Genomic DNA, 14122 nt, shown 5'->3' with positions numbered 1-14122 from the left:
GGCATGCGCTTACTGGCCTGTAGCCGCGAGCTCGATCAGGCAGCAACGGCTGACGCGGGGTGCTTGCAGTTCGATCTCCAGCAGGCCGTCGGTGTTATCGACCAGCGCACAATCGTGTGTGCCGAGGACTTCCCACACCTGACCTTTGAAGCTGATTGCCACCTGCTCGGCCATGCTGAACACCACAAAAGTGCTGGCTGAACTGAACAGCCGTTGCGTCTGGCTTACATCGATCCAGTGCAGGCGCGCAGTATAGCGGTGTGGCGCATAGATCAGGTTGAAGTCGCGAATCGGCCCGTCGAGCAGGGTGCAGCTGACCTCGCTGTCGCCACTGAAGGCAAACGGATCGCAAGGTAACAGTGGGCGGCTGGGGAGGCCGTCCACTGTCAGGGTCATGCCCGCACCCTGCAGCACGGTGATGATGCGCTGGTAACCGGCAAACACCGAGAAACCCCCCGAGGTTTCTATGTCGGCAATCGACAGGCGCCAGCCGAAACCGTCCAGGTCCTGACCTGCATCGCGAGCTATTTCCTGGGTGCTGCCGCCGCCGTTCTTCCATGGCATGCTCGGGTAGTCTGCGGCGCGCAGGATGCGGGTCTGACTCATTTGGTAAAGCGTCCTTCCAGGCGATGGCGGGAGCCGGGGTGGATCAGGCGCGCGGCCGTCACCGGCTGGCGACCGGACCAGGTACGACGGCGAATCAGCAGGCAGGGCTCGCCAGCGTCGATCTGCAACAGCCTGCATTCATCGGCTTCAGCGAGAATCGCTTCAACCACATGCTCGCCCTCGGTCAGCGGAGCGACTTGTGACAAATAGGCGTATGGCGTCTGCAGGGTGAAGTCTTGCTTGAGGTAATCCGGTGCGACCTGGGCATTCACGAAACGGTCTTCGATCTGCACCGGAATGTCATTCTCGAAATGCACGATCAGCGAATGAAACACCTTCTGGCCTTCACGCATGTCCAGCGCCAGGGCGCGCTCCGAGCCTGCGGCTTCCTCTTTCAGCACCATGACCTTGCAGGTATGACGATGACCGCGAGCGGCGATCTCGTCAGCGATGTTATGCACTTCGAACAGCGCCGACTGGCTCTTAGGCTCAGCGACAAACGTGCCGACGCCCTGCATGCGCACCAGCAGACCTTCGGCGGTCAGCTCGCGCAGCGCCCGGTTGATGGTCATGCGACTGAAGCCCAGTTGCGTCACCAGCTCGCTTTCCGACGGCACACGATGGTGCGGCGGCCAGGTGCCGTTCTGAATCTGCAGAGCGATCATGTGTTTGACGCGGGCGTACAAGGGTGCGGGACTGTCGCCCATCTGGGCTGCCAGGGGAGAAGCGGCGGGCGGAGTCGACACGGGTGAGTCCTTGTTCGAGAGGGTTCAGATACAGCACAGGGCCAACGCTAACCATTAACCCGGTACACGGCAAGCATGTGGACGGTTTACCCGTCGCTTGAACGTCTGTATATGTATATACAAATTACAGTGATGAGGTGTGAAGTCAATGTCAGCCTTCTTTGCCGAGCGTGCGTTACTCCCCGACGGCTGGGCCAGCAATGTGCGTCTGGAGGTCAGCCAGGAAGGTGTGTTGACCCGCGTTGAAGCCAATGCAGACCGTCAGGGTGCCGAAGTGGTCAGCGGGCCGTTGCTGCCTGGCATGCCGAATCTGCACTCTCATGCGTTCCAGCGGGCGATGGCCGGGCTGGCTGAGGTCGCGGGTAATCCCAACGACAGTTTCTGGACCTGGCGTGATTTGATGTACCGCCTTGTCGGGCGTATCAGCCCGCAACAATTGGGTGTGATCGCGCGTCAGCTGTACATCGAGATGCTCAAGGGCGGTTACACCTCGGTGGCCGAGTTTCATTACGTGCATCAGGACCTGGACGGCAAGCCCTACGCGGACCCTGCCGAACTGGCCGTGCAGATCAGCCAGGCGGCGAGCGCGACGGGTATCGGTCTGACCTTGCTGCCAGTGCTTTACAGCCATTCCGGGTTTGGCGGGCTGGCGCCGAACGAGGGCCAGCGCCGGTTTATCCACAGCACCGACAGTTATCTGGAGTTGCAGGCTCGTCTGCGACCGGTTCTGGCGGCTCAGCCAGCCCAGCAGCTTGGCCTGTGTTTTCACTCGCTGCGCGCGGTCACTCCGCAGCAGATCAGTGAAGTGCTGGCGGCCAGCGACCCGCAGTGTCCTGTGCACATCCATATTGCCGAGCAGCAAAAGGAAGTCGATGACTGCCTGAGCTGGAGCGGTCGGCGCCCACTGCAATGGCTGTACGAAAATACCCCTGTGGATAACCGCTGGTGCCTGGTCCACGCGACCCACGCCGCTGCGGATGAAGTGCAGTTGATGGCGCAGAGCGGCGCAGTGGCAGGTTTGTGCCTGACCACCGAAGCGAATCTGGGAGACGGGATCTTTCCTGCGGTGGATTACATCGCCCAGGGAGGACGCTGGGGGATCGGCTCCGACAGCCACGTTTCGCTCAGCGTGGTCGAAGAACTGCGCTGGCTGGAGTACGGGCAGCGTTTGCGTGATCAACGCCGCAACCGGTTGTATCGGAGTGACCAGCCCATGGTTGGCCGCACCTTGTACGACGCCGCGCTGACCGGTGGCGCGCAGGCGCTGGGCCAGCCGATTGGCAAACTGCAAGCAGGTCAGCGCGCCGACTGGCTGGTGCTGGATGGCAACGACCCGTACATCGCCACGGCGTCCGGCGACGCCATTCTCAACCGCTGGCTGTTCGCTGGCAACGACCGGCAGATTCGCGACGTGGCGGTGAATGGACGCTGGGTCATCCGCGAAGGAAGGCATGCCGCAGAAGAGCAGAGCAGTCGAGCGTTTGCGCAGGTGCTGAGGGAATTGCTGGGCTGATGCAAGGGAGGACGCAGAGCGTCCGGAACGGCATGCCCACGCGGAGCATGGGCACGATAGGTGTTCTCCCTGACACCTATCGTTCCTCACGCTCCAGCGTGGGAATGCCTTGAGTGACGCTCCGCGTCACAGATCTGCGCCGCGCCGCATGCTCAGGATAGGACGCAGAGCGTCCGGAACGGCGTGCCCACGCGGAGCGTGAGCACGATAATCATACACACGTGCTTTTGATTCTGGCCGAAGGCCGTAGGAGCGAACTTGTTCGCGAACTGCCGGGAACCGGCAGCAAAACCCGCTTACTTCTCGCCCTTGCCGATCTTCGAATCATCCTCGCGCCAGATCAGGCGGGTGGTGTCGTAGCCCTGCTGGCGGGCTTTGCTCAGCATGTTTTCCCTGTCTGCCTGGGACACAACCGGTGTACGCGACAGCAGCCACAGGTATTTGCGATCCGGGTTGCCGACCACCGCCGTGCGGTAGCCTTCGCTGACGTCCAGAATCCAGTAATCACCCTTGGCTACGCCCGGTAACAGACGTGAGAACCAGTTATCGAACACCACCCACAACTTGTCGGTCTTGCCCGGAACCTGTGGCGAGGCGGTGCCGGTGGCTTCTTCCCACTTGCCTTCGAGGGTGCGGCAGCGGTTGGTGACTGCCATGTTGCCGTCACCCTTGAGCGTGTACAGCGCTTCGGACTGCGCGCATTTGCGCTGGAAGAACATCGGCAAACGGGCGATCTCGTACCAGGTGCCCTGATACTGCTTGAGGTCGACGCCATCCACCGTCTTCGGCTCCAGATTGTCAGCCGAGTGAGCGAAACCGATGGCCAGAAAGCTGGCCATGACAAAAATTCCAAAACGAACCAGTAGCTTGATCATGGGTTATTTCAGACCCTGACCCGAGAACAGTACGACCTTGTCTGCCGCGTATTGCACGCTGATAAAGGTGTTCTGGTCGCCCCATGTGCAACTGGACATTCCCAGTGCGCCGGAACACTCCGTCGGGCTGCCCAGCAAGGACTCGACCTGAGCCTTCGGCATACCGGCGGAAATCTTCGAATAGTTTTCCTGAGTGATCTTGCTGCAGGCAGCCAGCAGCACGCAGAACGACAGTAACGCGACAGAGCGCAAGGACATGGATGTAGCTCCTGAACGGAAGGGGGTCGCGTCGCAGTGCAAGCTAGAGCAGTCTGGCGCTGGCGCATTACCGCAAGCTTAGAAGAGAAAAAGGGGATCTGGTTCCCGGAGCGGGAAAGGATTTGTGCGCTGTAGCCGTTGCATGGCCCGCAGCCTTGCGCTGCTGGCGTCGCCGGAATGCTCATCCGCCGAGCATTCTATGGCGTGCTGGCGATTCGACTGAGCCGAATCGCCCCTCAGGCAGTACCTGATGCGCTTACTCTTTGTGATACGCCGTAATGCGCTCGACTTCCTGTTTCGAACCCAGATACACCGCCACACGCTGGTGCAGGCCGTCCGGCTGAATGTCGAGAATACGCTGGTGGCCATCGGTCGACGCGCCGCCGGCCTGCTCGACCAGGAAGGACATCGGGTTGGCTTCGTACATCAAGCGCAGCTTGCCCGGCTTTGACGGCTCGCGGCTGTCGCGCGGGTACATGAACAGACCGCCACGGGTCAGGATGCGATGCACGTCGCCGACCATCGCGGCAACCCAGCGCATGTTGTAATTCTTGTTCAACGGACCGTCTTCACCGGCCAGCAACTCGTTCACGTAGCGCTGCACCGGCGCTTCCCAGTGACGCTGGTTGGACATGTTGATGGCAAATTCCTGAGTGGCCTCAGGGATTTTGATGTCTTCGTGAGTCAGCACGAAACTGCCCATTTCACGGTCCAGCGTGAAGCCTTTGACGCCGTCACCCAGAGTCAGCACCAGCATGGTCTGCGGGCCGTAGATCGCGTAACCGGCAGCCACCTGCTCGGTGCCGGGCTGCATGAAGGCTTTTTCGTTCAGCGGTTCGTTCTGGGTCAGGTACTGGTTAGGGCAGCGCAGGACCGAGAAGATGGTGCCGACTGGCGCATTGATGTCGATGTTCGACGAGCCGTCCAGCGGGTCGAACACCAGCAGGTACGCGCCCTTCGGGTATTTGCCCGGAATCTGGTAGGCGTTGTCCATTTCTTCGGACGCCATACCGGCCAGGTGACCGCCCCATTCGTTGGCTTCGAGCAGGATCTCGTTGGAGATCACGTCGAGCTTTTTCTGCACTTCGCCCTGTACGTTCTCGGTGCCCATGCTGCCCAGCACACCGCCCAGCGCGCCTTTGGAGACGGCGTGGCTGATTTCCTTGCATGCGCGTGCCACAACTTCGATCAGGAAGCGCAGATCGGCAGGGGTGTTGTTGCTGCGGGTCTGCTCAATCAAGTAACGACTCAGTGTGACGCGGGACATGGATAGCTCCGAAAATAGGGGGTATGAAAACCCGCGCAGTTTAACGCGAGTGGCGACGTAATACTGCTATCAGACTGGCTGATGACTGTTTCAGTTCAGATGTCGGGCAAACCGACCCTGATGAGCCGTGCGTTTCAGCGTTTCGACGCACGCAAGGTGCTGACTGCCATCCAGCCCAGAAACAGCACGCCCACCACCAGAATCGCCCACAGCCCCATGCGTTTGAAGTCGACGCTCTGCTCTGCCACTGCCGGTGCCGCCGTCATGTTGGCGACAGCGGCCGTGGCGGGTTGCGCAGTGCCGATCAACGCGAGCTTTTCCGGGCTGAAATCGGGAATAAGGGTCGCCAGCGACAGGTTCGCCGCCTTGACCGTCGGGTTGCCCACCGCCAGCGTAAATGGCCCGTTGCCGCGTGCCAGAAACACCACTTCGGTCGCAGGCACGGCCACGCTCAACTGCGGAGCCTCGCTGCCCAGCCCGCCACCGCGGTCATCCACCACCAGCTTGAGCTGCTGAACAACACGCCCGGACAGTTGCAGTTGATCCTGCAAGACATCGCTGTTGTTCTGCGACAAGCGATACAACAGGCCGCTGCTGATGGGTTGCCAAGGCTGTCTGGCATCGACACGGCCATACAGAACGGCCGGAGCGAGGCTGTTGGGCTGGGCGATGTCGACTTTCACGCGCGCTATCGGCAAGCCTGCCGGTAACTGCCAGACATACTCATTGGCGCTTTCGACGGCGCCCTTGACCGGTGGCGACCAGGTCAGTGGCGGTGTGGGAATGTTGCTGCTGGCGCTCAGCAGATGCGCGGAGATCAACAACGGAGCGCTGTGGGGCGCACGCCATAGCAGGCGCAGATAGCGCGCGCTTTGACCGGGCAGGCCGACTTCGCGCTGCTCGACCACTTCGTCGGCAAACGACAGGCGCGCCACTTGCCCCTCGCCCCAGTCGCGCCAGTGCTGCAGGTCATCGCTGGCCTCGATGCTGAAGTGCTGAAAGCCTTCACGCTCGGTGCTCCAGTCGATGATCAACTGTTCCAGCGGTGCTTTGATGGCGCTGGTGTCCAGCAGCCAGCCACGCAACACCTCTTCGCCAGCCTCGATATCGCTTTGCGGCTGGACCTCGATCACGCTGCCGTTGCTGGAGCGTTCGATGCGAATGACGGGCACCGCGTCGCCTGCTTCCTGAGTGCTGTACAGCGCGAACCATTTGACCTCGATCGGCGCGGGCTCTTGCTCGCGTGCAGGCTGACGCGGCGTGATCGCGTAGGCCTGCGGCTGACCCTCGGCGTTGAACACGCGCACATCACCGAGATCGGCCTGTCGCGCATTCAACTGCACGGCGAGCGGCAATTCGATGCGATACCACGGCCCTTCGCCGCCAAGCGTCAGTGGCGTCTGGCTGGCAAAATCTGCCGGTTTGTCTTGAGCGCTGGCGGTTATCGCCGCACACAGGGCAAGGCCAAGCACGGCGATTTTCATGACAGGATGACTCAAGAACGGCTTCCTCATGGAGTGTCGGGCGCGGCGCTCGGGCCGGGGCCAAGGTCTTCGCCAGCGTTATGTGCAGGACGCTTCGGCGGTAAGGGTGCGAAATATCCCACCACCAGTAGCAAAATGCCAACTCCGATGAACGAGACGATGCGCTCCATGCCGCCGCGATTGCTCAGTTCGACGAAGAACAGCTTGATGACCACCACCCCGATCAACGCTGCGCCGCCCAGCCACAACTCGCGGTTGGCGCGCACATGACCGCCGATCATCAGGGCCAGCGCCATCAGCGTCCAGACGATCGACAGCCCGGCCTGCACGCGCATCGACGCCAGCAGATCCTCGCTGTACCACGGCACATCGGCCCAATGATGGGCGGTGCGCATGACCATGGCCGTGACCAGTGCGAACAGCGAAGCACCGGCCAGCAGCAGGGTGTGATTGCGTCGGCGTGTCAGGTACTTGCGCATCCACAGGCAGATGCCCGCCAGTGACAGCAGCAGGCCTGTTTCCAGCGGGTTGAGCAGCGGCACGTAAGGCAGCGGATCGGCCGCGCCATCGCTGAAGATGTTCGCCAGCCAGAACCACGCCAGCATCAGGATCGCCAGCGGCGCGGCAGCCCCCACATGATAAGCCTCAGGGCAGGCTTTCACGGGCCACGGCCACTCACGGCCGGAACTCATCGCCAGCAGGAACAGGCTTGGCAGGATCGCCCAGCCCAGCCAGCGCCATGCGTTGTAATACTCGGACACTTGCAGCAGGCCGAAGCGCAGCTCCAGCGCCAGCAAGCAGAGCAACAACAGGCAGCCAGCCGTGTGGGCGACACGTTTTGCGCGGATGGACTGTAGGTCCCTCAGGTGGCGCAGGGTCAGCAGATGCACAATGAACACCGCGCTCCAGGCCAGCCAGCCTCCGCTCGCTGCCGGATTGTCATGCTTGTCGAGCGAGAGCAGCAGCAAGGGTGCGCAAACGGGCGTCAGTACGCTGCACAGGGTGGCGAGATCCGCCCAGCGCAGGCGTCCGGCGATTGCTGCCCAGAGCGCCACGCTGAGGGCGGTAGCGATCAGCAGTGCAGACGTATGGTGAGGCACTGGCGCGTGCAGATCGACCGCAATGACCAGTGAAACCAGCCACCAGAGTGCGCCCCATATGACCAGCAGTGTTCTGGCGCGTTGGGGATCGATAAGGGTCAGGGAGTTGAAGTGGAACACGCACCAGGCGCTGACCAGCGCCGCGATGGCCAGGATCATCGGCGTCCAGTAGTCGCCGGCAAAGACCTGTGCCGACCTGTCGGCGCCAGCGTCACTGAGCAGAATCGCGCTGGCGCCCAGTTGCAACAGCAGGCCGAAAACCTGTGCCAGCCGGCGCTGCTGACGCAAGCCCAGCCAGAACACCGCTGCGCCTTCCACGGCCCAGGCGCTGGTGGTCCATTGCGAACCAAGGCCCAACGGGATCGCCAGGGTGGCAAACACCACGCCCAGCGCCAGACAGGTTTCCATCAGTAATACGGTGCGAGCAGGCGCGCGCGTGGTCAGCCAGCGCGCCAGCCCCATGTAGATCAGGCCCAGTGCAAGCGCACTGAAGGCGGCACCCAGCTCCAGGTGCTCAACCAGCGCGTATTGCAGGCCGAACCCGACAATAGGCATGCCGAACAGCAGCGTGCCGTCGACGTAATCGCCCTGACGTGCCGACCAGCGCAGCAGGTTTTTGCGGGTCTCGTCTGGCGGCGGGTCGCCGAGCTCCAGTAGCGTGCGGCGGGCGAACAACAGGCCGATGGCCAGGTACATCAGGAAAAACAGAATCAAGAACGGTTCGGTGCTCCAGAACAGCTCGGGCGTGTAGGCCCTGATGCCCCAGGCAAAGCCGATGCCGAACGTGCCGAAGAAGCCGATCAGGTTGAGGATGCGCCAGGCCTTGAACCAGGCAATGGCGATGATGCCTGCGTTGAGCAGGGCGAAATAACTGAACAGCGAAACATGGCTGCCTTCCCCGGTCGAGGCCAGAAGCGGTGCCGCAAATCCGCCGAGCGCGCCAGCGCAGGCCAGTGCCAGGGAATTCTGGGTCAGCGCGAGAATGGCCGAGAAGGTGGTGATTGCCACCAGCAGGACAAAGCCCGGTGCAGGGTCCAGCAGGGCGTGCAGTTTCATCGCCGCAAACACGGTCAGATACAGGACGCCGATGCCTGCGCCTTGCAACATCAGGGCATAAGGCCCGTTGCGCAGTCGCAGCCACCAGCCAAGCCCCAGCAACGCCAACGCGCTGGCGGCCACCCAGGCATATCGAGCTTCGATCGGCACCACCATCCCTTCGGTGGCGTAACGCAGCAGAAAAGCCAGGCCGAGAAACAGCACGACCACGCCGACCCGCAATACGGTATTGCCGCCCAGTAACCAGTCTTTGGCGCGGTTGATTGCAGTGTCCAGCAGATTGGGCTGTGCCGGAGGTAATGATGGGCGGGCCGGTATGACGGGCTCAACGGTCGGTGCGGACTGCGGCGTGTCGTCGGGCAGATCCCAGATCAGCTCGGGGCCTTGGGTGGGCGCTGCGAGAATGACGGCGTCCAGCGGCAGCGGCGCGTTGTCCTGAGCGGGTGGCACGCCAGGCGCGGGCTGACGTTCGAGCACGCTCAGGCGCTGCTGAAGAGCATCAAGGGAGGTGCGGGTGGCGAGCAGTTGTTGTAACTGATCAGCAGATTGCCTGCCGAGCAAGCGCACACGAATGCCCGCCCAGACTGCCCAGCCCATGAGCGCGCCAATCAGCGCACCTGTCCACTCGTCGTAACTCAACGAGTAGCCCAGCAGCGCACCGCCCACCAGCAGACAAATCCAGAGCACGCGACGACATCCTTTTCGGTGTGTGAAGGTTTATCGAGGGCAGTATATAGGGGCGGGCTGAGAACGTTCGTACTGTTTTATGCGGCCCGCAGGCACGAGAGTTCGGGACACCTCTCGTTCCTCACGCTCCAGCGTGGTAACGCATTGGGTGACGCTCCGCGTCACGGATCTGCGCCGCAGCGCGCATTCAAGATCGGACGCGGAACGTCCGGAACTGCATGCCCACGCGGAGCGCGGGCACGAGATTCAACTGGGCGCTCAGTTAGCGACAGGTCAGTCCAGCGCCTTCCAGATATCCCCGGCGTACTCACGAATGGTGCGGTCCGAAGAGAACCAGCCCATGCGCGCGGTGTTGAGTACCGCCGAGCGCCACCATTCCTTGGAGTCGTGCCAGCGCTCTTCGACCTTGGCCTGGGCTGCCCAGTACGAATCGAAGTCGGCACAGACCAGGAAGCGGTCATACGCCAGCAACTGATCGACCAGCCCGACATAACGGTTCGGATCATCCGGCGAGAACACCCCGCCACGAATCGCCTGCAATACATCATTCAGGCGTCCCGAAGCCGCCACGTCGGCATGCGCGCTGAAGTCGCCTGCCTGCTTGCGGGCTTCGACCTGTTGCGAGGTCATGCCGAAGATGAACATGTGTTCCAGCCCGACCTGCTCGCTCATTTCCACGTTGGCACCGTCCAGCGTGCCGATGGTCAGCGCGCCGTTGAGGCCGAACTTCATGTTGCTGGTGCCGGAAGCTTCCAGGCCGGCAGTGGATATCTGCTCGGAAAGGTCGGCTGCCGGGATGATGCTTTCTGCCAGGCTGACGTTGTAGTTGGGCATGAACACCACTTTTAGCAGGCCACGCACCGTCGGGTCGCTGTTCACGGTCCGCGCGATGTCGTTGGTCAGCTTGATGATCAGCTTGGCCGAGTGATAACTGGCGGCCGCCTTGCCTGCGAAGATCTTCACGCGCGGCACCCAATCCGTACCCGGCTCGGCACGAATGGCCTGATACAGCGCCACGGTGTGGAACAGGTTCAGCAACTGGCGCTTGTATTCGTGGATACGCTTGACCTGAACGTCGAACATCGCCGCCGGATTGACTGCAATACCCAAACGTTCGTGAATGATCGCTGCCAATGCACGCTTGCTGTGCAGGCGCTGATCGGCCATCTGCCTGCGAAACGACGATTTTTCGGCGAACGGTTCAAGTTCCTTCAGGCGCGTCTCGGCGTTATCCAGCACATCTTCACCCAGTGCCTCGACGAGCATTTCGGTGAGCTTCGGATTGGCCTGGAACAGCCAGCGGCGGAAAGTAATGCCGTTGGTCTTGTTGTTGATCCGGTCCGGATAGATCTTGTGCAGCTCGGCAAAAACGGTCTTGCGCATCAACTGGGTGTGCAACGCCGAAACACCGTTGACGCTGTGCGAGCCAAGGAACGCCAGGTTGCCCATGCGCACGCGGCGGCCGTTGTCTTCTTCGATCAGCGACACCGCACGCAGTACGTTGACGTCCTCGACCCCTTTGGCACGCAGCGTATCGATATGTTGCGCATTGATCAGGTAGATGATCTGCATGTGGCGCGGCAACATCCGCTCCATCAGGCCGACTGACCAGGTCTCCAGCGCTTCCGGCAGCAGCGTGTGGTTGGTGTAGCCGAGGGTGCCGACGGTGATTTTCCAGGCGGTGTCCCACGCAATGTTGTGGTTATCGATCAACTGACGCATCAGTTCGGCCACGGCGATCGAAGGGTGCGTATCGTTCATCTGGATCGCAGCGTGATCGGCCAGATCGGTCAACGTCGCGTGCTGGTTCAGGTGGCGACGCAGCAAATCCTGCAGCGATGCCGAAACAAAGAAGTATTCCTGACGCAGGCGCAGTTCCTGGCCTGCTTCGGTCGCGTCATTGGGGTAGAGCACCCGGGAAATACTTTCGGCGCGCACCACTTCGGCGACCGCACCAAAGTGGTCACCCGCGTTGAAGCGCTCCAGGTGCAGATCTTCGACGGCGCGGGCACGCCACAGGCGCAAGGTGTTGACGCTCTTGCCGCGCCAGCCCACAACCGGGGTGTCGTAGGCGATGGCCCGGACGGTTTCGCCCGGACGCCAGGCATGGCGTGACTCACCGGATTCCGACGTGATGGTGTCGACGCTGCCGCCGAAGCCGATGGAGTACACCACCTCAGGGCGTTCGAATTCCCAGGGGTTGCCGAAGTCCAGCCAGTTTTCAGTCTGCTCCTGCTGCCAGCCATCGACGATGCCCTGACGGAACAGGCCGTGCTCATAACGAATGCCATAACCGTGAGCGGCAACGCCGAGGGTCGACATGCTTTCCATGAAGCAGGCGGCCAGACGCCCCAGGCCGCCGTTACCCAAGGCTGCATCCGGCTCCAGCAAGCGGATGCGCTCGATGTCCACGCCCAGCTCGGTCAGTGCTTCACGAGCGATTTCCAGTAACCCGAGGTTGCTCAGGCTGTCGTACAACAGCCGCCCGATCAGGAATTCCAGCGACAGGTAGTAAACCCGTTTCTGCACCTTGCGGTAGATCTGTCGCGTGTGGTCCATCCAGTGCTCGACCATGTGGTCGCGCGCGGCAAGGGCGGTCGCTTCAAACCAGTCATGCTCAAACGCATGGTCGGGGTCCTTGCCCACCGAATAGGTGAGTTTGGCGAGCACAGCGGCGCGAAAAGCAGCCACATCAGCGTCACGAACAAGTGGTTCCTGAGACATCGATACAACCTCAAGTAGTCTGACGAATGGGATATGGGATTCTTAGACTGTAGGCGTGTCGTCAGTTATTTCCTGTAAATAGAGAAATAAATCGGCTTACGACTCACGCTTCGACCCAGCCTGACTGTTCTGGTTCGCGAACCTGGCAAATTGGCAAAACGCTTGCATTGATTGTTCCATGTTAATCAATGACGTGCAGCATGCTGATTCTTCGTTTCGGGTTTATGATGCCCGACAGCAGGACATCAGAAGCCTCTTAACCGGACTTATGGAGCACTTATGCAGACTTTGTACCCGCAGATCAAACCCTACGCCCGTCACGATCTGGCCGTGGAACAACCGCATGTGCTCTACGTCGACGAAAGCGGCTCGCCTGAAGGTCTGCCGGTGGTGTTTATCCATGGTGGTCCGGGTTCCGGGTGCGATGCAAACAGCCGCTGCTATTTCGATCCGAATCTATACCGCATTGTCACCTTCGACCAGCGCGGTTGCGGTCGCTCGACGCCGCACGCCAGCCTGGAAAATAACACCACCTGGAAGCTGGTCGAAGACCTTGAGGCGATCCGCAAGCATCTGGGCATCGAAAAGTGGGTGCTGTTCGGCGGTTCGTGGGGTTCGACCCTGGCGCTGGCTTACGCCCAGACCCATCCTGATCGCGTGCATGCGCTGATCCTGCGCGGCGTATTCCTCGCCCGTCAGCAGGAAATCGACTGGTTCTATCAGGCCGGTGCCAGTCGCCTGTTCCCGGATTACTGGCAGGATTACCTCGCGCCGATCCCGCTCGATGAGCGCAACGATATCCTCACAGCCTTCCACAAGCGTCTCACCGGCCCGGATCAGATCGCCCAGATGCATGCCGCCAAAGCCTGGTCCACGTGGGAAGGCCGCTGCGCAACCTTGCGTCCCAACCCTCAGGTCGTCGACCGCTTTACCGACCCGCACCGTGCGCTGTCCATCGCGCGCATTGAATGCCACTACTTTATGAACAAGGCGTTTCTGGAAGAGAACCAGCTGATTCGCGACATGCCGAAAATCGCGCACCTGCCGGCCATCATTGTCCATGGCCGCTACGACGTGATCTGCCCGCTGGATAACGCGTGGGAGTTGCACCAGAACTGGCCGGGCAGCGAGCTGCAGGTGATTCGCGACGCAGGCCATTCGGCGTCCGAAACGGGTATTGCCGATGCGCTGGTGCGTGCTGCGGCGCAGGTTGCGCAGAGCCTGCTTGATCTGCCACCTGAAGAAGCCTGACAGCGTCCTTATGTTCTTGCCGGGGTGTGGAACGTCTTTATGAAAGGTTTGTTGCAGCGTGTGCGCAGTGCGCGCGTCGAGGTCGGTACAGAGGTGGTCGGCGCGATTGATCAGGGCATTCTGGTACTGGTCGGAATAGAGCCTCAAGACACTCGGGCCAGTGCCGATAAGTTGCTGCACAAGCTGCTCAATTATCGGGTGTTCAGTGATGCCGACGGCAAAATGAACCTGTCGTTGCGTGAAGTGCAGGGCGGACTGCTGCTGGTTTCGCAGTTCACGCTGGCCGCAGACACCAAAAGCGGCATGCGTCCGAGCTTCTCGAAAGCGGCTGCGCCGGCATGGGGTGCCGAGCTGTTCGATTACCTGCTGAGCCAGGCCAGGATCGCGCATCCGGTTGTTGCGGCGGGCCAATTTGGTGCAGATATGCAGGTGCACCTGATAAACGATGGCCCGGTCACATTTTTGCTGGACACGTAAGCTACGATTTCATCTGCTTTTTTTGCCTAATTTAAAAATCGTGCGGAAGATAAATACTTTGTCATACCTGATGCGTTG

General features: G+C 61.2%; 11 protein-coding genes. 3 read left to right on the top strand and 8 right to left on the bottom strand.

Annotation, left to right across the window (positions count from 1 at the left end; translation table 11 throughout):
* Positions 1 to 9 precede the first annotated feature (9 nt).
* Positions 10 to 606: a HutD/Ves family protein gene (locus tag I9H07_RS22120; protein ID WP_236423679.1), complete on the bottom strand. Its 597-nt coding sequence runs from the start codon at positions 604 to 606 to the stop codon at positions 10 to 12.
* The gene (hutC, locus tag I9H07_RS22115; RefSeq protein ID WP_162839085.1) at positions 603 to 1313 is read right to left on the bottom strand and encodes a histidine utilization repressor; all 711 of its coding nucleotides are present in this window, start codon (positions 1311 to 1313) and stop codon (positions 603 to 605) included. The genes I9H07_RS22120 and hutC overlap by 4 nt, the downstream gene beginning before the upstream one ends.
* 187 nt (positions 1314 to 1500) lie before the next feature.
* On the opposite strand from hutC, the gene I9H07_RS22110 reads away from it, so the two are divergent.
* Positions 1501 to 2865 carry a formimidoylglutamate deiminase gene (locus I9H07_RS22110; protein ID WP_058824318.1) on the top strand — a complete coding sequence of 455 codons (1365 nt, stop codon included), beginning with the start codon at positions 1501 to 1503 and terminating at the stop codon, positions 2863 to 2865.
* A 296-nt stretch (positions 2866 to 3161) separates the two neighbouring features.
* Here I9H07_RS22110 and I9H07_RS22105 read toward each other — a convergent pair whose 3' ends face one another.
* The 6 genes from I9H07_RS22105 to I9H07_RS22080 all read right to left on the bottom strand — a co-directional run bounded on the left by I9H07_RS22105 (position 3162) and on the right by I9H07_RS22080 (position 12316).
* Positions 3162 to 3740 (bottom strand): lipocalin family protein, encoded by a 579-nt coding sequence (locus I9H07_RS22105; protein WP_024675474.1) that lies wholly within the window; start codon positions 3738 to 3740, stop codon positions 3162 to 3164.
* Positions 3741 to 3743: 3 nt separating this feature from the next.
* The gene (gene bamE, locus I9H07_RS22100) at positions 3744 to 3998 is read right to left on the bottom strand and encodes an outer membrane protein assembly factor BamE domain-containing protein (protein WP_024675475.1); all 255 of its coding nucleotides are present in this window, start codon (positions 3996 to 3998) and stop codon (positions 3744 to 3746) included.
* A gap of 256 nt (positions 3999 to 4254) precedes the next feature.
* Positions 4255 to 5265, bottom strand: coding sequence for a class 1 fructose-bisphosphatase (locus I9H07_RS22095; RefSeq protein ID WP_024675476.1), 1011 nt, complete (start codon positions 5263 to 5265; stop codon positions 4255 to 4257).
* 134 nt (positions 5266 to 5399) lie between these two features.
* Positions 5400 to 6749, bottom strand: coding sequence for a DUF3999 domain-containing protein (locus I9H07_RS22090; protein ID WP_236423709.1), 1350 nt, complete (start codon positions 6747 to 6749; stop codon positions 5400 to 5402).
* 26 nt (positions 6750 to 6775) lie between these two features.
* On the bottom strand, positions 6776 to 9592 hold the full coding sequence (locus I9H07_RS22085; protein ID WP_236423677.1) for a DUF2339 domain-containing protein: 2817 nt from the start codon (positions 9590 to 9592) through the stop codon (positions 6776 to 6778).
* Between the two features lie 273 nt (positions 9593 to 9865).
* Entirely contained in the window at positions 9866 to 12316 is a 2451-nt protein-coding gene (locus tag I9H07_RS22080) for a glycogen/starch/alpha-glucan phosphorylase (protein ID WP_236423675.1), read from the bottom strand.
* A gap of 279 nt (positions 12317 to 12595) precedes the next feature.
* Between I9H07_RS22080 and pip the strand changes: the two genes are divergently transcribed.
* Together pip and dtd are read left to right on the top strand one after the other, a co-directional pair.
* On the top strand, positions 12596 to 13567 hold the full coding sequence (gene pip / locus I9H07_RS22075; RefSeq protein ID WP_024672594.1) for a prolyl aminopeptidase: 972 nt from the start codon (positions 12596 to 12598) through the stop codon (positions 13565 to 13567).
* A gap of 39 nt (positions 13568 to 13606) precedes the next feature.
* A complete protein-coding gene (dtd, locus tag I9H07_RS22070; RefSeq protein ID WP_024672595.1) occupies positions 13607 to 14044 on the top strand; it encodes a D-aminoacyl-tRNA deacylase in 438 nt (145 codons plus the stop codon).
* The last annotated feature ends 78 nt before the right edge of the window (positions 14045 to 14122 follow it).

It is taken from the genome of Pseudomonas syringae (assembly GCF_023278085.1).
Lineage (GTDB): Bacteria > Pseudomonadota > Gammaproteobacteria > Pseudomonadales > Pseudomonadaceae > Aquipseudomonas > Aquipseudomonas syringae_Q.
Note: the sequence above shows the minus strand (reverse complement) of the source record. Positions and strands in the feature narration are given on the sequence as shown.